Origin of the sequence: Cribrihabitans pelagius, from assembly GCF_048820915.1 — a bacterium.
GTDB classification, from domain to species: Bacteria; Pseudomonadota; Alphaproteobacteria; order Rhodobacterales; family Rhodobacteraceae; genus Cribrihabitans_A; species Cribrihabitans_A pelagius.
Window position 1 is genome coordinate 221,751 of record NZ_JBMERR010000002.1, and the last position, 26,502, is coordinate 248,252.

A 26,502-nucleotide genomic window follows, 5' to 3' on the forward strand; every position below is an offset into this window, starting at 1 on the left:
CGCATGATCATTAATTCCTATGGCGACATGGCGCAGCATCTGTTTCTGCGCAGCCGCAACGCGGAGCTGAAGGAGAACGTCAGCACGCTTTCCGAAGAATTCGCCACCGGCAAGACTGCAAATATCACCGAACGCCTGGGCGGCGATTTCACCTATCTCGCCGATATCGAGAACACGCTGAACCGGCTCGACAGCTATACGGTCGCCAACAGCGAGGTGCAGCTGTTCGCCACCGCGACCCAGGGCAGCCTCGAGAAGGTGCAGTCACAGGTCCAATCGCTGCGTGACGACATCCTGGCGATGAGCCCGAGCCTGGACAGCTCCAAGGTCACGCAGTTTTCGAAACAAGCGCGCCAGCAGCTGGATAGTGCAATCAGCTCGCTGAACGGCTGGTCCGGCGGCCGCAGCCTGTTTGCGGGCATCGCCACCAATGTTTCGCCCCTGGAAAACACCGATACGCTGATGACCGCGCTGGTGGCCGAGGTTGGCGGGCTGACGACCAGCGACGACATCATCCAGGCGGTGAAGGACTGGTTCGACGACCCGGCAGGTTTCGATACCGTGATGTACAATGGCTCGGACACCTCTCTGCAGCCGGTGCAGATAGGCGATGGCGAGCAAGTCTCCCTTGGATTGCGGGCCGACGATCCGGATCTGAAGCACGCATTGCAGAGCTACACCATTGCGGCCCTTGCCAACGAAGGGGCCTTGGGCATCGGCCTGGATGTACAGGTGGAGCTGGTGCGCTCGGCCGGCCTGGAGTTGGCGGTCAGCAATGACACGCTGATCGGTGTGCAGGCGGATGTGGGCTTCATCGAGGGCCGGCTGGAAGCCGCCAACGCCCGCACGGCTGCAACCAAAACCAGCCTCAGCATTGCCAAGAACAACCTGATCTCGGCCGATCCGTACGAGACCTACACGCGCCTGCAGGAAGTGCAGACCCAGCTTGAGGGCCTCTACACGATCACCGCGCGCAGCGCCAATCTGTCTCTGCTGAATTACATCTCATGAGGAAACTGCTGTATCTCCTTCTCGCTTGCCTGATGCTGCTGCCCGCGCTGGCTGAGGCCAATACAATCCGGCTCAAGGATCTGGTGGAATTCGACGGCGTGCGCGGCAACGACCTGGTCGGCTATGGCCTTGTGGTGGGGCTCGACGGCACCGGCGACGGGCTGCGCAACTCGCCTTTCACCGAAGAGATCATGACCAATATCCTGGAGCGGCTCGGCGTCAATGTGACCGGCGAGCAGTTCCGGCCCAAGAACGTGGCCGCGGTCTTCGTGACCGCCACCCTGCCGCCGTTTGCCCGGGTGGGCAGCACCATCGATGTGACTGTCTCCGCGATCGGCGATTCCAAGAGCCTTTTGGGCGGCACGCTGATCATGACGCCGCTGAACGCCGCCGACGGGCAAATTTACGCCGTGGCCCAGGGCACCATCCTGGCTGGCGGAGCGGTGGCCGAGGGCGAGGCGGCGCGGGTCACCCAGGGCGTGCCGACCTCCGGCGGCATCCCCTCCGGCGCGCGGGTGGAGCGGGAGATCGATTTCGACCTCGCGTCGCTGTCGTCGATGCGGCTGGCGCTGCGCGAGCCGGATTTCACCACTGCGGGCCGGATCGAACGCGCGATCAACGCCGAATTCGGCCGGTCCGTGGCAATCATGCGCGATTCGGGTACGGTCGAGGTGGACATCGACCGCACCAACACGCGCTCCACGGCACATGCGGTGGGCCGGATCGAGAACATCCTGGTGGAGCCGCAGCGCAAGGCGCGGGTGGTGGTCGATCAGCGCTCGGGCACCATCGTGATGGGCAATGACGTGCGGATCTCGCGTGTGGCAGTGGCGCAGGGCAATCTCACCCTGCGGATCGAGGAAGCGCCTATCGCGGTACAGCCCAACCCCTTTGCCGACGGCGAGACCGTGGTGGTGCCCCGCACTGGTGCCGCAATCGACGAAGACGGCATCCAGCTTGCTGAAGTGCCGGAAACCACGTCGCTTTCCGAGGTGGTCGGCGGGCTGAATGCGCTCGGCGTCTCGCCGCGCGATATGATCGACATCCTGAAAAGCCTGAAGGCGGCCGGCGCGCTGCACGCGGAGTTTGTGGTCCGCTAAAGACCTGCCGCCAAAGTTAAAAATCCCGCCCCCGGTGCCCTCAGGTTCCGGGGGATTTTCTTTGGAGCCGAGCCTTGCCGGGGGTAATGCCGGCAGACTGGCAGCGCGGGAGCGCGGATGGCTGGCGCACCGCGAAGCCTGCCAGCTGCGGGCGGAGCCGGGCGTTTGCCTTGGCCGTTCTCCCGCCCGGCCGGACCTGCCGCGCCGCTCCGGCGTGCTCCGCTGCGGAACGCATGGCAGTTCCCGCTGCCGCCGGCACCGTGTTGCCGGGGCGGCCGCACGGGCCGGTATCGGTGGCCGGCGCGCGGCGCGGCCGCTGGAGCCCGTGGCGCCAGGGCCGCCAGAGCTGACAGGGCGGGAGCAACGCAAAACCCCCGCAAGCGGGGCTTGCGGGGGCGGGAGGCTGCGGGGTGGCGCCGGGCTTAGGGGTAGTAGCTGCGCACCAGGGCGCTGGCGATCAGGCTCCAGCCGTCGGCCACGACGAAGAAGGCCAGCTTGAAAGGCAGCGAGACCACCGCGGGCGGCACCATCATCATCCCCATCGACATCAGGATCGCGGCCACCACCAGGTCGATCACCAGGAAGGGCAGGAAGATCAGGAAGCCGATCTGGAAGGCCCGGGAGATCTCCGACAGCAGGAAGCTCGGGATCAGCGCCGAAAGCGGCGCTTCGGGCGAGGGATCGATACCCTCGGTGCCGGGCCGCAGGTCGGCGATGGCATAGAAGGTATCCGGATCCAGCCGGTTGGCCATGAAGGCACGGAACGGCTCCAGCCCGCGGGCAATCGCCTCGCTCGGCTCCAGCTGCTCCTGCAACAGCGGGCTGATCCCTGTCTCCCAGGCGGCGGTGAACACCGGCTCCATCACGAAATAGGTGAGAAACAGCGCCAGGCTGACGATCAGCATGTTCGGCGGCGCCTGCTGCAGCCCGATGCCCTGGCGCAGGATCGACAGCACCGTGATCAGGAAGGGAAAGCAGGTGATCATGATCAGCAGGCCAGGGGCCAGGCTGAGCACGGTGATCAGCAGGATGAGCTGGATCGAGCGGGCGGAAATCGATTCCCCGTCGGCCAGCGAAAGGCTCAGTTCTTGAGCCATGGCGGCATCCGGCGCGGCCGCGAAGGCCGCCGCCGCCAATACCGCCCAGACAATCGGCGTTCGTGTCATCCCAGCCCGCTTTGCAGATCGGCAATTTCCGTCAGCCGCACCGCAAGCTGGCCGGCCTGTTCGCCCTCCAGCTCCTCCAGCAGGCCGCGCGCGACCAGACGGTCCCCGACGTAGAGGTCGACCGGGTCCTCGACCCGCTTGTCGAGCGTCAGGATGGCGTTTTCGCCCAGGTTGACCAGATCGCGGATCAGCGGGCGGGCCTTGCCGACCGAGACCACAACCTCGACCGGCACCGAAACGAAGGGGTTGCCGGCATCGGGTTTCATGTTCAGCGGGTTGGAATCATCCATACTGGCTGTCCTCTTTGGCGTGATAAGTGAAGGCTTCGATCGATTCATGGATCGAGTCGATCAGGGCGTTGCAGTTGATTTCGCGTTCCGCCTCGCCGGCCCGCAGATAGGCCTGGCCCGGTGACAGCATCGCGTCTTCGCGCACCTTGACCGGCACCGCGAAGCTTTCCGGCAGGAGATTGCGCACCGCGTTGGCCTCGCCCGGGGCGACGGCGATCTGCATCGGCTCGCCGGCGCGGCCGCGGGCCATGTCGGAAAGCTGGTCGACAATATGATGGCCGAAGGAGGCCGCCATCGCATCCGGCAGAACCGCGCTGGTCAGCACCTTGAAAATCGGATCGAGCGAATCCAGCAGCTGGCTCTGCGCTTCGTGGTAGGTGAACTGCAGATCTTCCAGCGAGCTGGCCAGCTCAGTCGAGATCCGGGTGCTTTCCTGGTCCTTGGCGGTGACCGCGTCGTCCCAGCCGGCGCTGTAGCCCTTCTCGAAAGAGGCCAGGCGCTGTTCTTCCACCTCCTCCTCCGAGATCGTGGGCTCCGGCTGCACGGGTGCAGTATCAATGGCGAAGTCTTCCAGAAGATGGGCAATCGTCATCAGGCACGCTCCTCGTTTTCTTCCAGCCAGCCGCGCAGGATCTGGACGGTTTCTTCCTGGCGTTCGCCGATCATGCTGCGCAGGCGGTCGACCGGGTCATCGCCGCCGCCGCCCAAGGCGGGCAGGCCGCCCATCATGTCGCCGGTGCCCATGCCGCCCATGCCGCCCATGCCGCCCATCGGCTCGAACTGGCCGGTCTCGCCGTTTTCGATTTCACCGTCCAGGGCGAGGTTGGCGCCGAGGTCGGGCGCGGTCATGAAGCCGCCGCCGCCGCCGTCCAGCGCGGGCAGGCCGGACAGGTCGCCGTCGGCTTGCGGGGCTGCCAGCGCCGGGACGGCCCCGGATTTGTTGGACAGGATCGGACGCACCACGAAGAGGCCGAGGATCAGGCTGACCAGCGCCAATGCGCCGATCTGGATCAGCGACATTGCGTCGAAATAGAGGTTGTCCATGAAGGAGGACGCCGCCGCCGTGCCCTGCGGCTCCACCGCGGGCAGTTCCATGGACTTGAGCGTGATCACGTCACCGCGCTCCGCGTCGAAGCCGACCGCGGCGGAGATCAGCTCGCGCAGCGCGGCCAGTTCTTCCTCGGGACGCGGCGCAAACACGGTGGCGCCGGTTTCATTCACCGCGGCGGTGCCATTCACCAGCACCGCGACGGTCAGCCGCTTGATGGCGCCGGGCCCGCGCAGAATTTCCTTCTGGGTTTCCGAGATCTCGTAGTTGACCCGTTCCCGCGTGGCGCTGGTGTTGGCCTTGGAGCCTTCACCCGCGGCCGCGTCCCCGTCCGGGATGTTGGAGGCGACGGTGACCTCCCCGGCCTGGTTGGTGGAGGAATCGGCGCGCTCCTCGATATCGGTGCTGACCGCGACGCGGCTTTTCGGGTCCACGCGCTTCTCGCGGATCGATTCTGTGTCGGTGACGGTTTCGACGCTGACCTCGACCACCGCGTTGCCATGGCCGACGCGGGCCTCGACCAGCCGCATCACCCGTTCGCGAATCGTCTGCGAGCGGTCCTCGGTGCCGGCGCCGCCGGAGGCTGCGGCTTCGGGCGAGCCGATCAGCGCGCCATTGGCATCGATCACCGCCACGTTGTCCACCGGCAGGCCAGTGACCGCGGAGGAGACCAGGAAGCGGATCGCATTGGCCTGGGCCGGGGTGATCGGCGAGCCCATCGGCACGATCGAGACCGAGGCGGTAGGCTCCACCGTGCGCTGGAAGGGATTCGCGCCGGTATTGGCGATATGCACCCTGGCCTGGCTCACATGCGGGCTGGCAACGATGGTGCGGGCCAGTTCGCCTTCCTTTGCGCGCCAGTAGGCGGCATCGAACATCTGCGAGGTGGTGCCGAAGCCGCTGAGCGAATCGAGCAGCTCATAGCCTTTGCCGCCATTTGCAGGCAGGCCCTCGCTGGCCAGCGTCATCCGCAGTTCGTCGCGCCGTTCGGCAGGGACGTAGATCGACCCGCCGCGCACTTCATAAGGGGTGCCGCGCTGTTCCAGCGACCGCACCACATCTCCGGCCGTGCCGCTTTCCAGCCCGGCATAGAGCAGTTGCATGGATGGCTTGCTCGCCACATGGGACATGGCAAACACGCTGAGAATCACGATTACCGTGGCCCCAACCGCGATCACGCGCTTGCGTGTGTCCATTTCTGCCCAGACATTCTTGATCTGCTGCACATTAACCTCCGTCACACCGGCGTTCTCTCCGGCTGCAACCCTTTTGCAGGATTGGCCTTAACATTCGGTTAGTTCCTCGCAGGTTATGAAGAAGCTGCACGACGTTTTAGGGATAGCCATGACAGACGCTGCAGCAGATATCGAAGCAGAAGACGCGGCCGCAAAGAAAAGCAAACTGCCCCTCATCATCGGGGTGGTGCTGGCAATTGCGGGTGCGGGCGGCGGTTTCTTCGCCGTTCAGTCAGGCCTTCTTCCCTTTGGTCAGAAAGCGGCCCCAGAACGGGCATCCGCGGCCAAAGCGGCGCCAGAAGGCGTGGACAGTGGCGAGACTTCGGCGGATATCGCCAATCTCGCCTTCATCGAAATGGAACCGATCGTGATCTCGCTGCGCAAGGGCGGCGGGCTCAATCACTTGCGGTTCCGCGCGCAACTTGAGGTCGGCATCGCCCATCAGGCCGAAGTCGAAAAAATCCTTCCTCGGGTCGTCGATGTCCTGAACAGCTACCTTAGAGCATTGGAGCTTGAGGATCTGACCGATCCGATGGCGCTGCCCAAACTGCGGGCACAGATGCTGCGGCGGATCAATATTGCCACCGGCCAGGGCCGGGTGCGCGATCTGCTGATCATGGATTTCGTTTTGAACTAGGAGGACGGGATGGAGATTATTGCTGATATCCTGCTGGCCGCCGGTGCAATGGGCGCCGGATTCTATTGCCTGGTGCTGTCTCGGCGCCTGAAGCGTTTCAATGACCTGGAAAAAGGCGTCGGCGGCGCGGTGGCGGTGCTGTCGGCGCAGGTTGATGACCTGAACAAATCGCTGAATGCCGCACGGCAGATGTCGGACGGCTCCAGCAAGGCGCTGGAACAGCTGACCGGCCGTGCCGAATCGGTGGCGCAGCGGCTGGAGCTGATGATGGCCTCGATGCACGACATCCCCGGCACCGGGGAGGCGCCCGCCAAGCCCGAGCTCAAGGCCAAGAAGAGTGAGGATGACGCGCTCGCGGCCGCCTATGAGGCCGAAACCCAGCCAGCCAAGGAAGAAGAGGGTAAGGGCAAGCGCCAGGGCGTGATGTTCAAACGCCATAGCCGCAGCAAGGTGGCGTGATGGGACAGAAAGCCAAGAAAACCAGGAATTACCGCCGTAGCGGCACGCTGATGACGATTGCGCTCCTGCTGATGGGGTCTGCGATCGTGCGCCTCGGCATGGAGGCAGGCCCCGCTATCGCGCGGGAGGTTGCAAGCCTGGGCGAACCCGGCAAGGAGAGCGCGGAAAAACCCGATACCGGCGCGTTGAAAGCCCAGGCGCTGCCCTCTTCGGCGGAGCTGCAGACCATGCTCGCCGCCTTTCAGGAGCGCGAAGCCGCTCTTGCCGCCCGCGAGGCCGAGTTCGAGGACCGCATGAAGGCTCTGGAAATCGCCGATCAGGCGATCGACAAGAAGCTCGCCGCGCTCCGGGAAGCAGAGGCGAAACTGCGCACCACCCTGGCGCTCGCCGATGGCGCCACCGAGGCGGACGTGACCCGCCTCACCAGCGTCTATGAGCAGATGAAACCCAAGGAGGCCGCCGCTTTGTTCGAGGAGATGGACCCCGGCTTCGCGGCCGGCTTCCTGGCCCGGATGCAGCCGGAGGCGGCCGCCGGAATCATGGCAGGCCTCAGCCCCGAAGCCGCTTATACGATCAGCGTGGTGCTGGCCGGGCGCAATGGCAAGGTGCCCAAGGAGTAAGGGTGCGGCCCGAACTTAGTCTTTCCTTAGGAAGACTCGCCTAAACTAATAAAAAGTAATGGAATTCGGAGTGGACCTATGATCGGTATTGTAGGCATTGTGGTGATCTTTTCCATGGTTTTCGGCGGATATCTTCTGGCCGGAGGCAAGATGGCGATCATTCTCAAGTCGCTGCCGTTTGAGATGATGATGATCGGCGGCGCCGCGGTCGGAGCCTTTCTCATTGCCAATGACATGGGCGGGGTCAAACACACGGTCAAGGACGTTGGCAAGGTCTTCAAGGGCCCCAAGTGGAAGCCGGATGACTACCGCGATCTGCTGTGCCTCCTGTTTGCGCTGATCCGCATTGCGCGCGCCAACCCGGTCGAGGTCGAACAGCATATCGAAGATCCGGAAAACTCCTCCGTATTCAACAAGTACCCCAAGATCCTGGGCGACAAGGAAGCGGTGAACCTGATCTGCGACACCATGCGCTCGGCCTCGATGAACTATGATGATCCGCATCAGGTCGAAGAGGTTCTGGAAAAGCGGATGGAAGCCAACCTGCACCACGCGCTGCATTCCAGCCACGCGCTGCAGGTGATGGCCGACGGCCTGCCGGCCCTGGGGATCGTGGCCGCCGTTCTCGGCGTGATCAAGACCATGGCCTCGATCGACCAGCCGCCCGAGGTTCTGGGCAAGCTGATCGGCGGCGCCCTGGTGGGCACCTTCCTCGGCGTGTTCCTGTCCTATGGCCTGGTTGCGCCCTTTGCCGGCAAGGTGAAGGCCGTGGTCGAGGAAGACGCGCATTTCTACCAGCTGATCCGCGAGGTTCTGGTCGCCAACCTGCATAACCACGCCGCGGCGATCTGCATCGAGGTCGGCCGCCAGAACACGCCTTCGCACTTCCGCCCCGGCTTCTCCGAGCTTGAAGAGGCCCTCAAATCGGTGAAACAGGACGCAGCATGATCTGGCGAGCTCTTGCCATTGCGGCCGCCCTCGCGGCGGCCGGATCTGCCCGGGCGCAGACCATCGTCGCCCGCTCGGGCGAGCATGGCGACTTCTCGCGCCTCGTGATGCGGCTGCCGGACGGTGCCGATTGGTCGCTGACACAAAGCGGCCGCACGGCTACGCTCAATCTGGACGCACCGGCGGCCGTCTTTGACACCTCCCGGGTCTTCAACCTGATCCCGCGCACCCGCCTGCAGGCTCTGGACCAGGCCGCGCCGGGCCAGCCGCTCAGGCTGCAGCTTGGCTGCGCCTGCGACGTGGAGACCTTCGTGCAGCGCGACGGCTACCTGGTGATCGACATCCGCGACGGCAAGAACGGCCCGGAGCGTGAAACATTCCAGCCTGAGCTGCGCACCGCGGGCAGCGGTATTCTGCCGCTGGTCCCGGCAGCACCTGCGGCGTCCGGCTATCGCTTCAACCTTCCCAATTCCGCCATTGCCGATGCGCGCCAGATGCTGGGCCGGGCCTTTGCTTCCGGCGCTCCGGGACGTGCTGCCGCAACGCCGGCGCTGGTCTCGCCACCCCCGGCCGCTGCGGATACCGGCGGGCAGCGGGCTGAGCTGGGAGCGGTCTTGCCGCTGAGCCCGGTCGCCGCCGCCGATTCCCGCCAGCGCGCGGAGACGGCCGGGCCCTCCGTGAGGGTGCCTGCCGCGGGCTTGCTGATGGACCTTGAGGAAAGCGAGCGTGCCGCCGCCGTCAGCGCGTCCGAGCAGCGCCTGCTGCAGCAGCTTGGCCGGGCGGCCAACCAGGGCCTGCTCACCATAACCGGCGATGCCATCGCCAATGCAGTCAGCCCGGACGGGCTGGATCCGATGGGCCGGGCAGGCCGGCCGCTGGATCCGCTGGGACATGTCGCGGTCACCTCCGCGATCGACCGCGAAACTGGTTTGATGCCCGATCCCGTCGACGCCAACGCGCAGGCGGACCATTGCCTGCCCGGAACGGCGCTGGCGGTACAGAATTGGGGCAACGACCGACCGTTTTCGCAGCAGGTGGGGCCGCTGCGCAGCGCCCTGGTGCGCGAGTTCGACGATGTGAATCCGGCCGGCGTGATGGCGCTGGCGCGGATCTACCTCTACTTCGGTTTTGGCGCCGAAGCGCGCTCGCTGATGGAAATCCTGCCTGACGCTCAGCGCGATTCGCAGGCGCTCGCGATCCTGGAGCCGCTGTCCCTGCTTCTGGACGGCGCCGCCCTGCCCGAGGGGCATCCGTTTACCGGGCAGCAGACCTGCGAGGGCAGCAGCGCCTTCTGGGGCGCGCTGGCCGAAGGGTCCATTCGCAAAAGTGCCAATACCGATGCTATTCAGCAGGCGTTTTCCAAGCTGCCGGCACATTTGCGCGTGCACTTGGGCCCGCGCCTCAGCACGCTGTTTGCCGAGGCGGGCGATCTGCACATGGCCGAGGCGGTACTGCGCTCGGTCGGCCGCACCGGGGTCGAGGACGTGCCGGAAATCAACCTGGCCGAAGCTGCGCTGGCCGAGCTGGAAGGGGACACCGAAAAGGTCGCCGAGGAGCTGACCAGCGAAGTTGCCGAACGCACCGGCAACGCGCCGGCAGCGCTGATCGAACTGGTGGAGCTGAGTTTCGGCGAGCGCAAGGCGCTGACGCCGGACGTGCCCGACCTGGTGGCCTCCTACGAGCTGGAAAACCGCGAAACGCCTCTTGGAGCCGAGTTGCGCCAGACGCAAATTGCTGCGCTGGCCCTGACCGGGCAGTTCGATGACGCGTTCCACGAGCTGGCGAAGCTCTCGGGCCGCGACGGACCGGCGGCGCGGGCCCAGGCGCTTGAGCCGCTGATGACGCTTCTGGCCGAGCGCGCAGATGATGTCAGTTTCCTGCAATATGCGCTGGTGTTTGCGGCCGAGGCGAGCGCGTCTGAGGCGGCGCCCGTGGCGTCCGTCACCGCGCGGCGGCTCTTGAATCTCGGCTTTGCCGAACAGGCCCAGACGCTGCTCAACAAGCTGGCGCTGGAGCCGGGCAACGAGGAGCGCCGTCTGATGATGGCCGAGGCCGCGCTGGCGCTGGGCAAGCCGCACCGGGCGCTGGTTGAACTGATGGGGCTGGACGGGTCAGAGGCCAACCGCCTGCGGGCGGAGGCGCTTTGGCGCAATGGCGAATACGGCCGGGCCGGCGAATACCTCCTGGCCGAGGAACAGCCGGACGCGGCGGCGCGCGGCTTCTGGCACTCGCAGGATCTGGACTCCATCGGTGCAATCGAACCCGCGGCGGAGCTGCCCTTTGGACAGGTCGCCACCGTCACCACGCAGATCGGCGAGACCGCGGAAGACCCCGAAGGCCTCACTCCGCTGGCCCATGCCCGGGCCCTGGTCGAAAGCAGCGAAGGCACTCGCGGCGGTATCGAGGACCTGCTGAACAAGGTCGGGAAGAGCCTCAAGCCCGAGACCGAAACCCAATAATCCGCAAGAAGTTGCGCCCGCTGGCCGTCCGGAAACGGGCGGCCTTTGCTGTGCGGCGCTAACACTTTGTCAACCGGCGGGCAGTAGCTTGGAGCCCGGGTGAATCCTGACTTGGAACGGCAGAATGCCAGTGATTATTGAGACCATCAGCCTGCAAGGCGCAGTCTGCCGCCGTATGACCGGCGGCCCGGGCGAATCGTGCAGCCATACGCCCCGGCCCAGGCCGTTGCGCGCCGGCGGCGGCCGCCGTTTCTTCAGCTCAGCAGTTGCTGCCGCCGGAGGGCTTCTGCGCCCGCACTCCGGCAACCCGGCCCGGCCGCCCCTGGCGCGCCGGGCTTTGGCCATGCTGCCGCGCCCCTTCTTTTTCAGAAATTGTGAGTTCTAAGCAGTGCCCAAGATAACTCCCCAGCAGCTGTTCAGCCCGACCGTCCTGCTTGCGCTTGCGCTGATGGCGATCATCGTGATGATGATTCTGCCGATGCCCGCCTGGGTGCTGGACGTCGGGCTGGCGGCCTCCTTCGGCCTTGCCATCCTGATCTTCACCGTCACGCTGTTCATCGAGCGGCCGCTGGATTTCTCCTCCTTTCCGACGGTGCTGCTGGCCTCGCTGATGCTGCGATTGTCGCTGAACGTCTCTTCGACCAAGCTGATCATCGGCCAGGGCCATAGCGGCACCGACGCAGCCGGCAATGTGATCGAAGGGTTTGCCCAGTTCGTGATGGGCGGCAGCGTGTTCCTCGGCCTCGTGGTCTTTGGCGTGTTGCTGATCGTGAACTTCATGGTGATCACCAAGGGTGCTGCACGGATGGCCGAAGTCGGCGCGCGCTTTGCGCTGGACGGCATGCCAGGCAAGCAGCTGGCGATCGACGCCGACATGTCCGCGGGCGCCATCGACCACGCCACCGCCAAGGAGCGGCGCGAACGGGACCAGCGCGAGACGACCTTTTTCGGCTCGCTCGACGGTGCCTCCAAATTCGTCAAGGGCGATGCGGTCGCGGGGCTGCTGATCACGCTGCTGAACCTGGTGATGGGCCTGGTGATGGGCGTGCTGGTGCACGGCATGCCGGTTGGTGCGGCGTTTGAGACCTATGCCATCCTGACTGTTGGCGACGGGCTGGTGTCACAGATCCCCTCGGTCATCATCTCGATTGCGGCGGCGCTGTTGCTGGCGCGTGGCGGCGCCACCGGCTCCACCGACATTGCGCTGTTCGAGCAGTTCGGCAAGCATCCGGCGGCGCTGGCCACCGTGGCCGTGCTTATGGTGCTGTTTGCGCTGGTGCCCGGCCTGCCGTTTCTGCCCTTCATCACCGGCGGCGGCATCCTTGGCTATGCCGCCATCCGGCTGCATAAGAACAACGTGGACAGGGAAGAGGCCGAAATCGAGGAGAAGATCGAGGAAGCCTCCGACCCGGCCGCCAAGAAACCGCTGGGCGACATTCTGGATCTTGACGATCTGCATCTGGAGTTTGCGCCCGATCTGGTGAGCATGGTGCTGGACGCCGGCACCGGGCTGGATGCGCGGATCGCCAACATGCGGTCGCATATCGCCACTTCCTTTGGCCTGATCCTGCCTGAGATCCGGCTGACCGACCAGTTCGAGTTGGAGAAGGGCACCTATGTGATCAAGGTTCAGGGAGTCGAGCAGGCGCGCGGCATTCTGCACCCGGACATGGTGCTGGCGCTGATGCCCGACAACCACGGCGCCCTGCCGCCCGGCACCGACGTGACCGAGCCGGTCTATGGCGCGCCTGCGCGCTGGATCGCCTCGAAATCGCAGGAGCAGGCGGCGCTGGCAGGCGCCACGGTGGTGACCCCGCCCGAGATCCTTGCCACGCACCTCCTGGAGGTGATCAAGCAGAACTTTGCCCGCCTGCTCACGCTCAAGTCCCTGCGCCGCCTGCTCGATGAGATGACCCAGCTGTCGGACGGCTTCCGCTCGGAGGCAAACCGCAAGCTTCTGGACGCGCTGGTGCCGGATAAGGTGCCGATGGACACGTTGCATTCGGTGCTGCGGCTTCTGCTGGAGGAGCGGGTTTCGATCCGCAACCTGCCGCTGATCCTGGAAGCCGTTGCCGAGGCGCGCATTCACACCACCCAGCCGGAATTGATCTGCGAGCACGTGCGCCAGCGGCTTGGCTTCCAGCTGGTGGCCGAGATGAAGCGCGAGGACGGCACCATCCCGCTGGTGCAGCTGGCGCCGGAATGGGAAGACAAGTTCTCGACTTATCAGGTGGATACGCAAGGCGCAGGGCTCGACGTGGCGCTGCCGCCCGACCTGTTCAACCGCTTGGCCGAGGGGCTGAGCGACAAGCTCTCGATGGTGACCGAGCAGGGCGTCTTTGCCGCGGTGGTGACCTCGACCCGGCGGCGGCGCTACCTGAAAACCATCCTGAAGTCGCGCGGCATCTCCAACCCGGTGCTCTCCTTCGAGGAAATCGGGCTGGAGGCGCGCCCGGCGCTGGTGGGGATGGTGCAGGCATGAGCCTGGACTTCCTGCCGCCCGAGCTGCTTGCGCTCTTGGGGGCCGGGTTCTGGCATGCAGCCATCGTTTTCCTGCGGGTTTCGGCGATGGTTTCGGTGCTGCCGGCGGTGGGCGAGCTGTATGTGCCGATGCGGGTGAAGCTGACCGTGGCGATCGCCTTCACGTTCGTGGTGGCCCCGGCGCTGCCGCCGTTTCCGGAACCGGACGGGCTGATGGATTACGCCCGCTTTGCCGCGACCGAGGCGGTGATCGGCCTGGCGCTGGGGATCGGTGTGCGGCTTTTCGTGCTGGCTTTGCAAACCGCGGGCACCATGGCGGCGCAAAGCACTTCGCTGTCGCAGGTGCTGGGCGGTATCGGCGCTGAGCCGATGCCCGCGATCGGTGCGGTTCTGATGATATCGGGCACCGCGCTTGCCGTGATGATGGGGCTGCACGTGCGCGCGGCCGAGCTGCTGATCTCGTCCTACCAGATGTTCCCGGCGGGCGAGTTCCCAGCCGCGGCCGGCCTGTCGGAATGGGGCGTGCACCGGATTTCGCGCAGCTTTGCGATGGCGTTCACCCTGTCCGCGCCTTTCGTGATCACCGCGGTGGTCTACAACCTTGCGCTGGGCGTCATCAACCGAGCCATGCCGCAGCTGATGGTGGCCTTTGTCGGCGCGCCGGTGATCACCTTTGGCGGGCTGTTCATCCTGATGGTCGCCAGCCCGATGATCCTGGACGTCTGGGTGCGGGCCCTGATGACCTTTTTCGCGAACCCGGGAGGCGGCATGCCATGAGCGGCCAGGACGACGATTCAGACAAGTCATTCGAGCCGACAGAACAGAAGCTCAAGAAGGCCCGCGACAAAGGCGAGGTGGCCAAATCCACCGATCTTTCGGTCGCGGCCTCCTATATCGGGCTGGTGATCGCGCTTTATGCGGCGGGCGGCGCGTCGGTGGAGGCGATGGGCACGGCGCTGATGGCTTTCATCAGTCAGCCGGACCGGCTTGCGCCCCTGTTCTTCGAAGGCTCGGCGGCGCCGGTTTCGGGCAGGTTTGTCAGCAGCGCGATCTGGCCGGTGCTGCCCTGGTTCATGGTGCCCTTTGTACTGGTATTCCTGTCGATCATCGGCCAGCGGGCGCTGGTCTTTGCGCCCAGCAAGCTTGAGCCGAAGATTTCCCGCATCTCGATCCTCTCCAATGCCAAGAACAAATTCGGGCGTTCCGGCCTGTTCGAGTTCCTGAAAAGTTTCGTGAAGCTGGTGCTCTATTCAATCTGCCTGGGCGTCTATCTCTCGCACCGGCTGCCGGAGATGATCGCTTCCTCCGGCACCGGGCCGCAATCGGTGGTGCTGATGCTGGCGGAACTGGCGATGGAGTTCCTGGTCATGGCGCTCTTGATCGCGCTGGCGATCGGCATCGTGGATGCCGCCTTCCAGCACGCCGAGCACCGGCGCAAGAACATGATGTCGCGCAAGGAAATCCAGGACGAGATGAAGGATTCCGAGGGCGATCCGCATTTCAAGGGCAAGCGCCGCCAGCGCGGGCAGCAGATCGCGATGGGCCAGATGCTCGCCGATGTGCCCAAGGCCGATGTGGTTATCGTGAACCCGACGCATTATGCTGTGGCCCTGCAATGGAGCCGCGATCCCGGCTCGGCACCCACCTGCGTTGCCAAGGGCGTGGACGAAACCGCCGCCGCTATCCGCCGGGTGGCGAACGAGAACGGCGTGCCGATCCACAGCGACCCGCCGACCGCGCGGGCGCTGCATGCCGCGGTGGAGATCGGCGACGAGGTCATGGAAGAACATTACGCGCCGGTGGCGGCAGCGATCCGCTTTGCCGAGGACATGCGCCAGCGCGCCAAGGGGAAAGTCACATGAAGCAGAAGATGCTGGACCAGATGGCCGCGGTCACCGCGGCGCAATACCTGCAGGAGCACGCCAGGGTGAAACCGGTGCTGGCGCAGGAGGCCAAGCTGCGCGGCCAGGTGGCCAAGCTGAGCGCCCAGGTGCAGCAGGCGCGCACGCAGCTGGATGCCGACCACGCGATGAAGGCGCTGGGCGCCGATTTGCTGTGGGAGGGCTGGCACACGCGCACCCGGCGCCAGCTCAACGTCGAGCTGGCCCAGGCCACGGCGCAGAAGCTGCGTGTGATGGACAAGCTGCGCCGGTCCTTCGGCCGCAAGCACGCGGTGGAGACCATGGCCAAAGCCGAACGCGCGAAACACAAGGCGGCCAGGGCGAAGGCGCTGATGGAGCGGCTGATGGAGGGCTGAAGGCCGCATTTCTTGAAACACGAAAATGGCCGGTCCCGCGCGGGGCCGGCCATTCTGCTTGTGGAAAAATGCCGGGGCGCTCAGACGTCCTGGCGCGACATCTCCATGATCAGCACGTCGTAGATATCCTTGCCCATCTGCTTCTGCGCCGCCTCGCGCAGGGCGTTGCGCAGGGGGTTCAGCACGTCCGAGCGGGTGAAGGCGCCGCGGAAACCGCCCATGTTGGCGTGATCGAACAGCACCTGCAGGAAGACGTCGCGCAGTTTGGGCTCATAGGCGTGCACCTTCTCCGAGGTGCCTTTCTTGGCCTCCAGGCTGAGCGAGATCACCACCAGCGAGGACAGCACGTCGCGCTCCACCACCGGGACCACGAACTGGTTGGCGATCTTGATGTATTCGCGTTCCAGCGCCTCGCCGCCGGCAGCGAGGTCTGCTTCGGGCTCCGGTTCCGGTGTGTGTGCCGGGTCCGCGCCGCCCTCGGCGGTTTCGGCGGGCGGCGGTGCCTCGGGCTCGGGGGCCAGCATGATGCCGGCGCCGATGCCGCCGCCGGTGCCGGCGACGAGCAGGATGACGGGCAGAAGTTTCGACAGCATGGCGGACCTCAGAACGGCAGGACGACGTCGAGCAGCTGCTGGCCGTAGCGCGGCTGCTGCACATCGGTGATCTGGCCACGGCCGCCATATGAGACGCGTGCCGATGCGATCTTGTCGTAGGTTATTTCATTCTGGCGGCTGATGTCCTGCGGGCGGACGTAGCCGGTGACCAGGAGCTCGCGCAGCTCGAAGTTCACGCGCAGCTCCTGGGTGCCGCTGATCGCCAGCACCCCGTTAGGCAGCACGTCAACGACGGTAGCGGCAACCCGCAGCTCCAGTTTCTCGCTGCGCTTGACCGAGCCCTTGCCGCCAGAGGAGCTGGAACTGCCCAGCTCCACTGCCTCGGCCGAGGAGGCGCCTTCGGGGAGCTTCCGGTCCAGCCGCTGCGGCAGCCCCAGAAGCTGCGGCATGGAGAGGCTCTCGGAACCCGAGCGGGAGCGTTTGGTGTCGTTGGAGATTTCCGCCTCCTCATCGATCTCGATCACCACGGTGAGGATGTCTCCCTGCTTCATCGCCCGGCGGTCGCCCAGAAGCGACTGCTGCGAGCCGCTCCACAGCGAGGCGCCATCGACGCGGCGCCGGGTCTGGGTCTGCGACGGCAGGCCCTGGTAGAGCATCGCGACGTGCTCCGGCGTTTCGTTCGCGGGGGTGAAGGTCGGCGGCTTGCCGATGTGGTCCATGCGGCCGCAGGCGGTGAGCAGGGTCAGCCCGGCGAGCAAGGTTTTCGCGGAGAGAAGGTTCGGTTTCATTGGTTTACCTCAACGGAGCCGTCCGTCTGGATGCGGCCGGAAACTGTGGTGCGCGATGCCAGGTTCATCACCCTGACGGCTTCGCCCGCGGCGCCGCGGCCAAGCGAGCGGCCCTCGGCAGCGATGGTCAGCGGGCCCTGGCGGAACACCAGGTTGACCAGATCATTGCGTTCGACGATGGCCGGGGGGCCGATATCGCCTGCCCGCAGCGGCCGGCCGGCATAAAGCGACACCCGCGCCTCCTTGCCCACTACCGCGGCCGGGTCGGCCAGCGCGCCGAGGATCTCGCCTTTCTTGACCGCCAGATCCTCGGCGTTCACGATTTCTTTTGCCCGGATGGTGCGCAGCGGCACCAGATACTCTGCGAAGGCGGGCGGCGCGGCAAGCGCGGCGGCGGTCAGGAGGGCGAGAGTCAGTTTCATCAGCGCACCTGCGTCGTCGCGCCCATCATCTGGTCGACGGCGGAGATTACCTTGGCATTCATCTCATAGCCGCGCTGGGCTTCGATCAGTTCGGTGACCTCGCGCACGGCATCGACCGAGCTGTCCTCCAGGTAGCCCTGACGCAGGGTGCCGAGCCCGTCTTCGCCGGCGGTGGACACGGTGGCCGCGCCGGAGGCCTCGGTCTCCTTGAACAGGTTGCTGCCGACCGCTTCCAGGCCCTTGGGGTTGGTGAAGCCCGCCAGGGTCAGCTGTCCCAGCAGCTGGCCTTCGGCGGTGCCTTCGAAATAACCGTAGACCTCGCCCTCGGCGTTGATGGAGATATTCCTGGCATCTTCCGGAATGGTGATCTCCGGGGAGACCGCAAAACCGTCCGAGGTGACGATCAGCCCCTCCGCGGAGCGTTTCAGCGCGCCGTCCCGGGTGTAACCCGACTCGCCCGAGGGCAGGGTGACCTCCAGGTAGCCCTTGCCGTCGATGGCGAGGTCGAGGTCGCCATTGGTCTGGCGCAGCGAGCCCTGTGCAAGGTGGATCGACACCGCTGCCGGACGCACACCCAGCCCGACCTGCACGCCGGTCGGCAGCACCGTGCCGTCGGAGGCGTTGACGGTGCCCGCGCGCGACACCTGCTGGTAGTGCAGATCGGCAAATTCGGCGCGCCGGGCGTTGTAGCCGGTGGTGTTCATATTGGCGAGGTTGTTGGAAATGGTTTCCACCCGCAGCTGCTGGGCGCTCATGCCGGTGGCGGCGATTTTCAGGGCACGCATCGGGATTCTCCTACGACTTCATCAGGTTCTTGATTGCATTGCGAATGCGCTGGTCTTCGGTTTCCAGGAAGCTCTGGCCCATCTCATAGGCGCGCTGCACCTCGATCATCCGGGTCACCTCGGAAATTGCATTCACGTTGGAGCCTTCCAGGAAGCCCTGCAGGACCTTGGAATCGAAGCTTTCCTCGATGTCGCCGTCGACCCGGAACATCACCCCGTCCTCGCGCACCATCTGGTGCTGCTCGACGGGCTTGAACAGGCCGAGCTGGCCCAGGAGGCGGCCGTTTGCGCTGATCGTGCCATCGGCGCCGACCTCGATCTTGCCGGCATCGGGCGGCACGAAGACCGGCGCGCGGCCCGCGTCCAGCACCCGGTGGCCATCCATCGTGACCAGGTCGCCATCGGCATTCGGGGAGAAGGCGCCGGAGCGGGTCAGCCGCTCGCCCTGGGGCGTTTCGACCATGAAGAAACCGTCGCCCTCGACCGCGAAGTCGAAAGTGCCGCCGGTCTGGGTCATCGCGCCCTGTGCCATCGAGGTGTTGTAGATATTGGCGCGCGCCATCGACAGCGAGGCCTGGTCCGGAGAGGTCTGGACGTATTCCGAGAAAATCAGCCCTTCCTGGCGGTAGCCGGTGGTGGCGGAGTTGGCGATGTTATTGGCAACAACGCGCATCTCCCGCATCAGGCCGGACTGGCGCGACAGGGTTGCGTAACCGGTGGCTTCCATCAGGCACCTCCTGCGATCATCGGGATCACGTGGCCGTCGAAGAAGGCCACCAGCGTTTGCGTCATGAAGCCCATGGTGATCCAGAACACGACCAGGATCGCCGCCAGTTTGGGCACGAAAGTGAGCGTCATCTCCTGCACCGAGGTCAGGGCCTGAAACAGGCCGATGGCCAGGCCCACCACCAGCGCGACGATCAGGATCGGCGTCGACATGGTGACCGCGGCCCAGAGCGCCTGGCGCAGGGTGTCGTAGAACTGGCCTTCACTCAACATGGCTCAGACCGGCATTCTCAGGATTTCCTGATAGGCCTCGACGACCTTGTTGCGAACCGTCACCGCGGTCTCGACCGCCAGTTCGGTTTGCGCCAGCGCCTGCACCAGCGCATGCGGGTCGGCGCCCGAGGTCATTGCCTGCACCGAGACCTGCTCGCTGTGCTGAAGGGTGGAGGCGAACTGCTCGAAGCTGGCCTTTACCTGGGCGGCGGCGCCGTCGTGGCTGGGGTCAACTTTGGTCGCCGGGCGGGCGGCGGCATAGCCGCTGGCGGCGGAAAGGCTGCGAATATCCATTCTGGATCTCCAAATGTGTCGGTTAGCGTCTCAATAGGTCCATCAGCCCGGCTGACATTTGCCGGGTCTGATCGAACATCTTCAGGTTGGCCTCGTAGCTGCGCTGAGCTTCGCGCGCGTCCGCGATCTCGATCATCAGGTCCACGTTGGAACCTTCGTAGTGGCCCGAGGTATCGGCCAGCGGGTGCGAGGGGTCGTAGATCTTCGGCAGGTCGCCGCGGTCCAGGCTGACCCGGCCGGTGCGGACCTGCTCGGCCTCGGTCTTCAGGTCGCGCACCGCCTCGAACGGCACCGTCTTGCGGCGGTAGCCGGGGGTGTCGGCGTTGGAAATGTTTTCGGACACGTGGCGCAGGCGGGTGGCCTGGGCCTTCAGCCCGCTGGCGGTGACGGACAGGGCTTTGGAAAACTCACTCATCGCTCATTCCTCCTCAACCGCGGCCCAGGCTGGTGCGCAGGATGTTCATCGAAGATTTGTAGATGGCCATGGCCCGCTTGTGCTGGCGCTCCACCTCAACGCCCTTCAACAGCTCGGTTTCGACCGAAACCGAATTGTCGTTCGGGTCGCTGCCGGATTTGCTGGTGGTTACGGCCCAATCCAGCCCGCTGCCGGTGCTGCCGTGCAGGTGGCTGGCGCGGGTGGCAGCCATACCGCCGCCGCCCTGTGAGCCGGCGGCAAACACTTCTGCAAAAGGTTTGATATCCTTGGCCTGGTAACCCGGCGTGTCGGCATTGGCGATATTCTGCGCGACCAGCGCCTGGCGTGTGCCGGCGTGGGTGGCCATGGAGTAGGCGATCTTGAATACGTTCAGTTCTGTGAACACCAGGGCTTCTCCCGTGATCAATTTCAATCAAGGCTTAACCCCGATTCCTTTAGAAATTGTTTCAGGAAGAAATGGAGGCGGCTGCGATGAAAGCAGAGCTAGAGGCGCTGACCCAGCAACTGGCGGCCAAGAAACTGGCAGCACCGATGGGGCGGGTGAGTGGAATCACCGGCGGCGAGATTGAGGTGGAGGGTCTGGCCGGAACCGCCCGCATCGGCGACCGGCTGATTTTGCGGCGCGGGCCCGGGAATGAACTCCACGGCGACGTTTTGGCCATCGGAGGCAGCAAAATCAGCATGTTGCCGGACAGATCACCCGAAGGCGCGGCAGTGGGCGATCCGGTTCTCTTGTACCCCGCGCCGGAATTTGCGCCCGGGGATCACTGGGTGGGACGGGTGATCGATCCCTTCGGTGCCCCGCTTGACGGGCGTCCGCTGCTGCCGGGCGCCGCAGTGCGCGACGTGATGGCGTCACCGCCCAAGGCGGCCGGGCGGCGGGCGATGGGGGAGCGGCTGGCCACAGGACTGGCGGTTCTGAACACGATTCTCCCCATCGTGCGCGGCCAGCGTGTCGGCCTGTTTGCGGGGTCCGGCGTCGGTAAATCCTCGCTGCTGGCCAAACTGGCGCAGAACATGGAAGCCGATGTCGTGGTGATGGCGCTGATTGGCGAGCGCGGCCGAGAAGTGAATCACTTTGTCGAACAGGTGCTCGGACCCGAAGGCATGCGCCGCGCGGTTGTCGTGGCGGCCACGTCCGACCAATCCGCCCTGGTGCGGCGGCGCTGCGCCTGGGCTGCGATGAGCGTTGCGGAGCATTTCCGCGACCAGGGCAAGAGCGTGTTGTTCCTGGCCGACTCCGTCACCCGCTTTGCCGAGGCGCACCGGGAAATATCCGCGGCCTCCGGAGAATCGCCCGCGCTGCGCGGCTATCCGCCCTCGGTGACGCCGCTGATCACTGGCCTCTGCGAACGCGCAGGCCCCGGCAGCGGCGGGCAGGGCGATATCACCGCGGTGTTCAGTGTCCTGGTGGCGGGTTCGGACATGGACGAGCCGGTCGCCGACATCCTGCGCGGGGTTCTGGACGGGCATATCGTGCTGAACCGGGAAATTGCCGAACGCGGCCGCTTTCCGGCGATCGACGTCTCGCGCTCTGTCTCGCGCAGCCTGCCGGCCGCGGCCAGCCCGGATGAGAACGCGGCGATTTTGGACGTGCGCAAGTTCCTCGGCTCCTACGAGCAGTCGGAAGTGATGATCCGCGCGGGTCTTTACGCAGAGGGAAACGACGCCACCCTGGACCAGGCGGTCAAGATCTGGCCCGAGCTGGACGCCTTCTTTGGCCGCGACGATCCAGCGGGCATCCAAAGCAGTTTCAACCGCCTGCTGCTGCTCTTGCGCCGGGCCGCCGCAGGCCGCTGAAAGGCGGCCCGCCAGTGCCCGCGCGGGGCCTTGCGCAGCAGCCGCGAGCGGAGACTTCAGCTGCCGACGCCAGCGACATCCGGAGGCGCCGTCCGGAAACGGCGGAGGGGCGCCGCAGGCATTGCCCGGACGCCCCTCGGAAGCGGAAGGCGGTTTTCTTAGAACCGGAGCAGCGTCAAGGCTGTGGAGGCCCCGGACTGGGAAGCCTGGAAACTTTCCAGTTCCGACCGCGCCAGATAAGTCGTGACCAGGTCTTGCAGCTCGTCCGGGTCGGCAAAAATCGCGACGTCGTCAGAGCCGAACATGCGCTGGGCGCGCTCTTTCATGACTTCGAGTTGCTGGTCGATGTCGATCCCGCTCAAGGATTTAGGCAGACCAAGCGCAACCTGGAACATCTCCTGCAGCGCGGGCTGGCCCAGCACATTGTACCATTTCGTGTCGATCGAGCTGTCTTCTTCGGCCAGGATCTTCACCTCGCGCTCGCCATACATCGCGATCCGCATGGAATGCTGCTGTGCGCCGACCGCCTCTTCGAAGGATTGAATCTTGAAGGTATGGATCACGTCCTGCATGGCCTCGGGTGAGCCGGTCAGGACAGTGTCGCCGGGCCCGAATCCAAAGGCGTCGGCGAAACTGGCCCAGCGGTCATCGCCCATCCGGTTGGCCAGCGCGTCATCAGCGCTGGTGCCGTCCTCAAGAACCTTTTGAACCAGCGCCTTCATCGGCAGCTGGTCCGAGAGGCCAAAGGCGCCCAGGGCCACGCTCAGCAGGCGGTGGTCCTTGACCAGATCCTCGGCGGTTTTGACTTCCCCGATATTCTCGAGGAAGTAATCGCTGTCGCGCTGCAGCACGGCGCCCTCGGTGAATGCATCGAACTGCTTCTCGTAGGTCGCCTGAAGAAAGTTCCAGCCGACAATCCCCGAGGCGGGTATGACCGGCTGGAAACTCATGACGGACGGATCGCCATCAAGCGCTCTTCGCGCGGCAGCAGGGCCCGCAGCGCCTTCAGGCAGCGGTAGTGGTTGCCGCTGATCAGCGCCTCGGTGGCCTCGGCCAGGGCGGCGCGGCTGTCGGAGTCGGTAAAGACCTGGCTCAGCTCCTCGATCCGGCGCAGCATCGGCAGCCGCTCCTCTTCGGGGTCGGCATCGCCGGACAGCACCAGCTGGGCCGCATAGCAGACCCGGCGCACTGGGGTATTGGCCTCTTCGGGGTGAATGGCATCCCGCAGCCGCAGGATGTTGGCGTCGGGGGTGACGATCGACAGGCGGCTGCGGCGGTCGCCGTTTTCGATCACCGCGCCGTTGACAAGGACACGCTCCTTGGGGGCAAGTTTCAGAACCAATCCGCTCATCTTCAGGATGCTCCGCTGCGAAGGCCACGCATGATGGCCATGTTGATTTCGACCAGCGGGCGCACCGTGTCCTTGCGGGACAGGACCTTGCTGGTGTGTTCTCTCGTGAATGCGGCGAGGGAAAGCAGGTTTCCCTTCAACTCCAGCGGAAGCTGGTTGTCCTGGCTCAGCAGATCGGTTTCGAAGATGCTCCAGAGCCTGCGGTTCTCATGCAGGACCTGGGCGAGCTCGGTGAAGCTATCGCGACCCTTGTTGGCAGCGTCAATCATCCGGCGCGTGATGCGGGCCAGCGCATCGTATTCCAAGTTCTTTGCTGTCCGGGTGGGGGCCGTTCCGGCCGAATAGGCGCTCTTCGCCTTCAGAAGGGCATTCACGTGTTTTCCTAACGTATTATTTCTTCAGATTCTCTGAGAGAGGAAGACCGGGGCGCCAGGGGCGCCCCGGATCAGGCCGTTACCGGAACAGCTGCTGCAGGGTCTGCGGCGCCGAGTTGGCGATGGAGAGCGCCTGCACGCCAAGCTGCTGCTGGGTTTGCAGCGCCTTCAGCCTTGCCGATGCGGCTTCCATGTCGGTATCCACCAGCGCCCCGATGCCTGACTTCATGGCATCGGACACTTTGTTCACGAATTCCTTCTGGTCGGAAATCCGGGAGGCGCCTGCACCCAGCGCGGCCGCGCCATCCACAGCGGCCTGGATTGCCGCTTCGATGCTGGCCAGCGAGCTCTCCGCAGTGGCGGCGTCGCTCACGTCGACAGCGGCCAGGTTGCTGTCAAGGGCACCGGCTTGGAAGTCGACCGACGCGATGGTGATGTTCGCCGGAGTCACCGTGGTGCCGGAGCGGTCGAGCGAGGACAGCACGGTCAGTTCGGAGTTGCCGGCTGCATCGATCGAAGTGTTCAGGAGGTTTGCACCGTTGAACTGCGAGCCTGCAATGATCTGGGTGACCTGCTCGGTCAGCTGCGAAATTTCCGCACCGATCTTGGTGTGATCGACGTTTTCACCGGTCGCCTGGACCACCTTTTCCTTGATGTCCTTCAGGATTTCAGTGATCTGTTCGGCGCCCGCGAGCGCCACTTCGACGGTGGCTTCGCCCAGCGACAGAGAGTCGGACACAGCGTTGAAGCCGGCAACGTCCGATTCCATCACCTTGGAAATCGCCCAGATCGCGGAGTTGTCAGATGCGCTGTTGATCTCCTTACCGGTGGAGATTGCGTTCTGGGTGTCAGTCAGGTTGTTGTTGATCGACTGCAGGGTCTGCAGTGCAACCATTGCGCCATTGTTGGTCAGAATGCTGGTCATAGCTTTTTCCTTTAGCTGTGGGCGCTTTAGCCCATATTTGTTTGCCCCGGAGGGCGCTTTCTTGACGTCTTTCTGACTGTGCGTTCCGCCGTCCGGCTTCCGCGCCACCCTTCATCAGGTGCAAGGTGACTTTGGCGCATCAGGTGCTAAGGGAAAGCTAATGCTGGAATTTGCATCCTTAGAATTTTCCCTAAATTGCGCGCTCAGGCGCGCTTCTCCAGCTTGGTGCTGCCGCGGGTGCCATACCGGGTCTTGCGGCCGGACTTGTCATAAACGTCGAGACCCTTGCGGATGCGGCGCAGTTCGGCCATGCGGGTGGCCACCGAGCGGATCCCCTCCATGGCGCTGTCCAGGAGCTGCTGGTTGCGCGACACCTTGTTCTGCACCTGCACCAGCGACTCGCGTTCCAGCTCGTTTGCCGTGTTGAGCTGGCTGATCAGGTTTTCCTTCTTGGCCAGGAGCTCTTCCAGCTGGCTCAGGTCGCCGGCCATCAGGGCCGAACGCTCGCGGTCGAGGATGATGTCCAGCTCATCGATGAGCTGCTGCGGGGTGTGGTCACTCATTCTGAGTCTCCTTCAGTGCGTGATAAAGTGATTCGGCCAGTCCAATGCCGCCGGACCGGGCCATCTGCTCGGCCTGCGCCTGGATCAGGAAGCTGGAAAACTGCTCCTCCCCGGCGCCGCCGCCAAAGCCGGACCGGGCTTCCCCCAATCCGGCGGATTTCAGCATTTCCGAAAGAAATGAGGCCTCTAGCTTGATCGCGGCCTCGCGCAGCGGATCCTGGCCCGCGGCGCCGCCGCCGACGGCGGCGGCGGGTGGCACGGGCGGCGGTGCAGGGGAAATATATGGCATCTCCGGTTCTCCGGTTCAGATCACGAATTGCATCGATTTTTCTGAGACTGCGCCATCACCGGTTAAAATTGCCGTAACCGCTTTTGGGTAAGACTGGACGGGTCAAGATAGAATGTCTGGAACATCATGAATACGACACCGATCATTGCCCAGGTTCTGAACCCGGCGTCCAAGTCTCCTCCTCCAGCGGCCGGAAAGGCCCTGGGGCAAGGCACTGCAAAGAGCTTTGCAGAGTTCGTCGAATCGCGGAACCGGCCTGCGGCCGAACCGGATCCGGCAGGAGAGCGTGAAGTTGCCTCTGTCCCTGCGCCTGCCTCTGCCGCTGCGGGGTCCGCGGAGGCGGCTGCCGATGGCGGCGGGGAGGCCCCGCCGCCGCGCGGAAAGGATGAGCCGACCGGTTCTGTCCCAGCCTTCACTGCCGTTGCGGCACCTGAAGACCGGCCAGCGGAGGCGGCGGAGGGTGCCGCAGCGCGCGGCCTGCCGGCGGCTTATGGCGAGGACGGGGAAACTGGGACAACCGCATCTCTCGGGGGACGCCGCCAGGCAGCAGATTTTTCCGCAAAACCTTCCGGTTCCACGCATGTTGCGGGCCTCACGGCCCCTAAAGCTGCATCTGCTGTTCCGGTCTCCTCTGAAGGGGCAGCGGCGGCCACCGGCGATGGAGCAGGGGTTGATGGTGCAGAGGTCGATGGGGCCAAGGTAAGAGCCATCGTCAGCGACGGCGGATCGGAGGCCAAGCCCGCAGCTCCTGGCGATACTGCCGTTGCGCCCGAAGGGCCGAAGCCTTGGGGCGCACCGGACCCGGAGCCGGGCAGCGGCCTCCGCGCCGGGCCGGTTGCGGCGGTACAGGCCGCCGGGGACACCGGCGCCGGCCCGGCCAGCATTCCGCGCTCTGGCGGGGATGCAGGTGCGGCCGTCCGGCCCCGCGCAGGGGAGGCGGCCCGGAGCGCAGCCGCTGGGACCTCGGGCCGGCGCGGCGCTGAACCGTCCTTCACCGGCGCGGCAGAGGCTTCCACGGCGCAAGCGGATGAAACGCAAAGTGTTGCCGCGAATCGCCCCCCTGCCGCTGGAGGTGCAATGCGCCGCGCCGCAGGCGTGGCGGTGCAGGAACCCGTGCTGCCATCGGCGAAGCCTGGAATTCCCGGCGCCGCCGCCCCTGATGCCACCGGGCAGGCCGGGATTCGCCGTCCTGGAACGCAAACGGCCGCGGT

General features: G+C 65.2%; 31 protein-coding genes. 12 read left to right on the forward strand and 19 right to left on the reverse strand.

Annotated features, from left to right (window positions below; all coding sequences use genetic code 11):
* Positions 1-3 precede the first annotated feature (3 nt).
* Both ACOHX0_RS02755 and ACOHX0_RS02760 read left to right on the forward strand, forming a co-directional pair.
* The gene (locus ACOHX0_RS02755) at positions 4-1,011 is read left to right on the forward strand and encodes a flagellin (protein WP_420675118.1); all 1,008 of its coding nucleotides are present in this window, start codon (positions 4-6) and stop codon (positions 1,009-1,011) included.
* Positions 1,008-2,111 carry a flagellar basal body P-ring protein FlgI gene (locus tag ACOHX0_RS02760; RefSeq protein WP_420675119.1) on the forward strand — a complete coding sequence of 368 codons (1,104 nt, stop codon included), beginning with the start codon at positions 1,008-1,010 and terminating at the stop codon, positions 2,109-2,111. The genes ACOHX0_RS02755 and ACOHX0_RS02760 overlap by 4 nt, the downstream gene beginning before the upstream one ends.
* Positions 2,112-2,533: 422 nt before the next feature.
* Here the strand turns inward: ACOHX0_RS02760 and fliP are convergent, their stop codons facing one another.
* Genes fliP through fliF form a run of 4 tightly spaced genes read right to left on the reverse strand, consistent with a single transcriptional unit; the run spans position 2,534 to position 5,841 of the window.
* Positions 2,534-3,277, reverse strand: a complete 744-nt coding sequence (gene fliP / locus ACOHX0_RS02765) for a flagellar type III secretion system pore protein FliP (RefSeq protein WP_420675120.1) — start codon at positions 3,275-3,277, stop codon at positions 2,534-2,536.
* Positions 3,274-3,567, reverse strand: a complete 294-nt coding sequence (locus ACOHX0_RS02770) for a FliM/FliN family flagellar motor switch protein (protein ID WP_420675121.1) — start codon at positions 3,565-3,567, stop codon at positions 3,274-3,276. The genes fliP and ACOHX0_RS02770 overlap by 4 nt, the downstream gene beginning before the upstream one ends.
* Entirely contained in the window at positions 3,560-4,159 is a 600-nt protein-coding gene (locus tag ACOHX0_RS02775; RefSeq protein WP_420675122.1) for a FliH/SctL family protein, read from the reverse strand. Before ACOHX0_RS02775 ends, ACOHX0_RS02770 begins: the two co-directional genes overlap by 8 nt.
* The gene (gene fliF / locus ACOHX0_RS02780) at positions 4,159-5,841 is read right to left on the reverse strand and encodes a flagellar basal-body MS-ring/collar protein FliF (RefSeq protein WP_420675212.1); all 1,683 of its coding nucleotides are present in this window, start codon (positions 5,839-5,841) and stop codon (positions 4,159-4,161) included. Before fliF ends, ACOHX0_RS02775 begins: the two co-directional genes overlap by 1 nt.
* Before the next feature lie 118 nt (positions 5,842-5,959).
* Between fliF and ACOHX0_RS02785 the strand changes: the two genes are divergently transcribed.
* The 9 genes from ACOHX0_RS02785 to ACOHX0_RS02825 all read left to right on the forward strand — a co-directional run bounded on the left by ACOHX0_RS02785 (position 5,960) and on the right by ACOHX0_RS02825 (position 15,711).
* Positions 5,960-6,487, forward strand: coding sequence for a flagellar basal body-associated FliL family protein (locus tag ACOHX0_RS02785; protein ID WP_420675123.1), 528 nt, complete (start codon positions 5,960-5,962; stop codon positions 6,485-6,487).
* Between the two features lie 9 nt (positions 6,488-6,496).
* Entirely contained in the window at positions 6,497-6,946 is a 450-nt protein-coding gene (locus ACOHX0_RS02790) for a hypothetical protein (RefSeq protein ID WP_420675125.1), read from the forward strand.
* Positions 6,946-7,566, forward strand: coding sequence for a MotE family protein (locus ACOHX0_RS02795; RefSeq protein WP_420675126.1), 621 nt, complete (start codon positions 6,946-6,948; stop codon positions 7,564-7,566). Before ACOHX0_RS02790 ends, ACOHX0_RS02795 begins: the two co-directional genes overlap by 1 nt.
* 78 nt (positions 7,567-7,644) lie before the next feature.
* Positions 7,645-8,514 carry a flagellar motor stator protein MotA gene (gene motA, locus ACOHX0_RS02800; protein WP_420675127.1) on the forward strand — a complete coding sequence of 290 codons (870 nt, stop codon included), beginning with the start codon at positions 7,645-7,647 and terminating at the stop codon, positions 8,512-8,514.
* On the forward strand, positions 8,511-10,973 hold the full coding sequence (locus tag ACOHX0_RS02805; RefSeq protein WP_420675128.1) for a hypothetical protein: 2,463 nt from the start codon (positions 8,511-8,513) through the stop codon (positions 10,971-10,973). Before motA ends, ACOHX0_RS02805 begins: the two co-directional genes overlap by 4 nt.
* A 448-nt stretch (positions 10,974-11,421) precedes the next feature.
* Positions 11,422-13,455, forward strand: coding sequence for a flagellar biosynthesis protein FlhA (flhA, locus tag ACOHX0_RS02810; RefSeq protein ID WP_420675213.1), 2,034 nt, complete (start codon positions 11,422-11,424; stop codon positions 13,453-13,455).
* Positions 13,452-14,231 carry a flagellar biosynthetic protein FliR gene (locus ACOHX0_RS02815; protein ID WP_420675129.1) on the forward strand — a complete coding sequence of 260 codons (780 nt, stop codon included), beginning with the start codon at positions 13,452-13,454 and terminating at the stop codon, positions 14,229-14,231. The genes flhA and ACOHX0_RS02815 overlap by 4 nt, the downstream gene beginning before the upstream one ends.
* The gene (flhB, locus tag ACOHX0_RS02820; protein WP_420675130.1) at positions 14,228-15,316 is read left to right on the forward strand and encodes a flagellar type III secretion system protein FlhB; all 1,089 of its coding nucleotides are present in this window, start codon (positions 14,228-14,230) and stop codon (positions 15,314-15,316) included. Before ACOHX0_RS02815 ends, flhB begins: the two co-directional genes overlap by 4 nt.
* Entirely contained in the window at positions 15,313-15,711 is a 399-nt protein-coding gene (locus tag ACOHX0_RS02825) for a hypothetical protein (RefSeq protein ID WP_420675131.1), read from the forward strand. The genes flhB and ACOHX0_RS02825 overlap by 4 nt, the downstream gene beginning before the upstream one ends.
* Before the next feature lie 80 nt (positions 15,712-15,791).
* Here the strand turns inward: ACOHX0_RS02825 and ACOHX0_RS02830 are convergent, their stop codons facing one another.
* Genes ACOHX0_RS02830 through ACOHX0_RS02870 form a run of 9 tightly spaced genes read right to left on the reverse strand, consistent with a single transcriptional unit; the run spans position 15,792 to position 20,374 of the window.
* Positions 15,792-16,304 (reverse strand): flagellar basal body-associated FliL family protein, encoded by a 513-nt coding sequence (locus tag ACOHX0_RS02830; protein ID WP_420675132.1) that lies wholly within the window; start codon positions 16,302-16,304, stop codon positions 15,792-15,794.
* 8 nt (positions 16,305-16,312) lie between these two features.
* Positions 16,313-17,053 carry a flagellar basal body L-ring protein FlgH gene (gene flgH, locus ACOHX0_RS02835; protein WP_420675133.1) on the reverse strand — a complete coding sequence of 247 codons (741 nt, stop codon included), beginning with the start codon at positions 17,051-17,053 and terminating at the stop codon, positions 16,313-16,315.
* On the reverse strand, positions 17,050-17,475 hold the full coding sequence (gene flgA, locus ACOHX0_RS02840) for a flagellar basal body P-ring formation chaperone FlgA (protein ID WP_420675134.1): 426 nt from the start codon (positions 17,473-17,475) through the stop codon (positions 17,050-17,052). The genes flgH and flgA overlap by 4 nt, the downstream gene beginning before the upstream one ends.
* Positions 17,475-18,260, reverse strand: coding sequence for a flagellar basal-body rod protein FlgG (gene flgG, locus ACOHX0_RS02845; protein ID WP_420675135.1), 786 nt, complete (start codon positions 18,258-18,260; stop codon positions 17,475-17,477). The genes flgA and flgG overlap by 1 nt, the downstream gene beginning before the upstream one ends.
* Positions 18,261-18,270: 10 nt before the next feature.
* Complete coding sequence (locus ACOHX0_RS02850; RefSeq protein WP_420675136.1) at positions 18,271-18,987, reverse strand: flagellar hook-basal body complex protein; 717 nt, start codon at positions 18,985-18,987, stop codon at positions 18,271-18,273.
* The gene (locus tag ACOHX0_RS02855) at positions 18,987-19,259 is read right to left on the reverse strand and encodes a flagellar biosynthetic protein FliQ (RefSeq protein WP_420675137.1); all 273 of its coding nucleotides are present in this window, start codon (positions 19,257-19,259) and stop codon (positions 18,987-18,989) included. The genes ACOHX0_RS02850 and ACOHX0_RS02855 overlap by 1 nt, the downstream gene beginning before the upstream one ends.
* Before the next feature lie 3 nt (positions 19,260-19,262).
* A complete protein-coding gene (fliE, locus tag ACOHX0_RS02860; protein WP_420675138.1) occupies positions 19,263-19,553 on the reverse strand; it encodes a flagellar hook-basal body complex protein FliE in 291 nt (96 codons plus the stop codon).
* Between the two features lie 22 nt (positions 19,554-19,575).
* Positions 19,576-19,968, reverse strand: a complete 393-nt coding sequence (gene flgC / locus ACOHX0_RS02865) for a flagellar basal body rod protein FlgC (RefSeq protein ID WP_420675139.1) — start codon at positions 19,966-19,968, stop codon at positions 19,576-19,578.
* Positions 19,969-19,981: 13 nt separating this feature from the next.
* Positions 19,982-20,374 carry a FlgB family protein gene (locus ACOHX0_RS02870; protein WP_420675140.1) on the reverse strand — a complete coding sequence of 131 codons (393 nt, stop codon included), beginning with the start codon at positions 20,372-20,374 and terminating at the stop codon, positions 19,982-19,984.
* 86 nt (positions 20,375-20,460) lie between these two features.
* On the opposite strand from ACOHX0_RS02870, the gene ACOHX0_RS02875 reads away from it, so the two are divergent.
* A complete protein-coding gene (locus tag ACOHX0_RS02875) occupies positions 20,461-21,789 on the forward strand; it encodes a FliI/YscN family ATPase (protein ID WP_420675141.1) in 1,329 nt (442 codons plus the stop codon).
* Positions 21,790-21,947: 158 nt separating this feature from the next.
* Here the strand turns inward: ACOHX0_RS02875 and ACOHX0_RS02880 are convergent, their stop codons facing one another.
* From ACOHX0_RS02880 to ACOHX0_RS02905, 6 genes are all read right to left on the reverse strand, one after another.
* A complete protein-coding gene (locus ACOHX0_RS02880; protein WP_420675142.1) occupies positions 21,948-22,739 on the reverse strand; it encodes a DUF1217 domain-containing protein in 792 nt (263 codons plus the stop codon).
* A complete protein-coding gene (gene flbT / locus ACOHX0_RS02885; protein WP_420675143.1) occupies positions 22,736-23,140 on the reverse strand; it encodes a flagellar biosynthesis repressor FlbT in 405 nt (134 codons plus the stop codon). The genes ACOHX0_RS02880 and flbT overlap by 4 nt, the downstream gene beginning before the upstream one ends.
* Before the next feature lie 2 nt (positions 23,141-23,142).
* On the reverse strand, positions 23,143-23,514 hold the full coding sequence (gene flaF, locus ACOHX0_RS02890) for a flagellar biosynthesis regulator FlaF (protein ID WP_420675144.1): 372 nt from the start codon (positions 23,512-23,514) through the stop codon (positions 23,143-23,145).
* A gap of 79 nt (positions 23,515-23,593) precedes the next feature.
* On the reverse strand, positions 23,594-24,439 hold the full coding sequence (locus ACOHX0_RS02895) for a flagellin N-terminal helical domain-containing protein (protein ID WP_420675145.1): 846 nt from the start codon (positions 24,437-24,439) through the stop codon (positions 23,594-23,596).
* Positions 24,440-24,642: 203 nt separating this feature from the next.
* Positions 24,643-25,002, reverse strand: a complete 360-nt coding sequence (locus tag ACOHX0_RS02900; RefSeq protein ID WP_420675146.1) for a flagellar biosynthesis protein FlgN — start codon at positions 25,000-25,002, stop codon at positions 24,643-24,645.
* The gene (locus ACOHX0_RS02905; protein WP_420675147.1) at positions 24,995-25,291 is read right to left on the reverse strand and encodes a rod-binding protein; all 297 of its coding nucleotides are present in this window, start codon (positions 25,289-25,291) and stop codon (positions 24,995-24,997) included. The genes ACOHX0_RS02900 and ACOHX0_RS02905 overlap by 8 nt, the downstream gene beginning before the upstream one ends.
* Positions 25,292-26,502 lie beyond the last annotated feature (1,211 nt).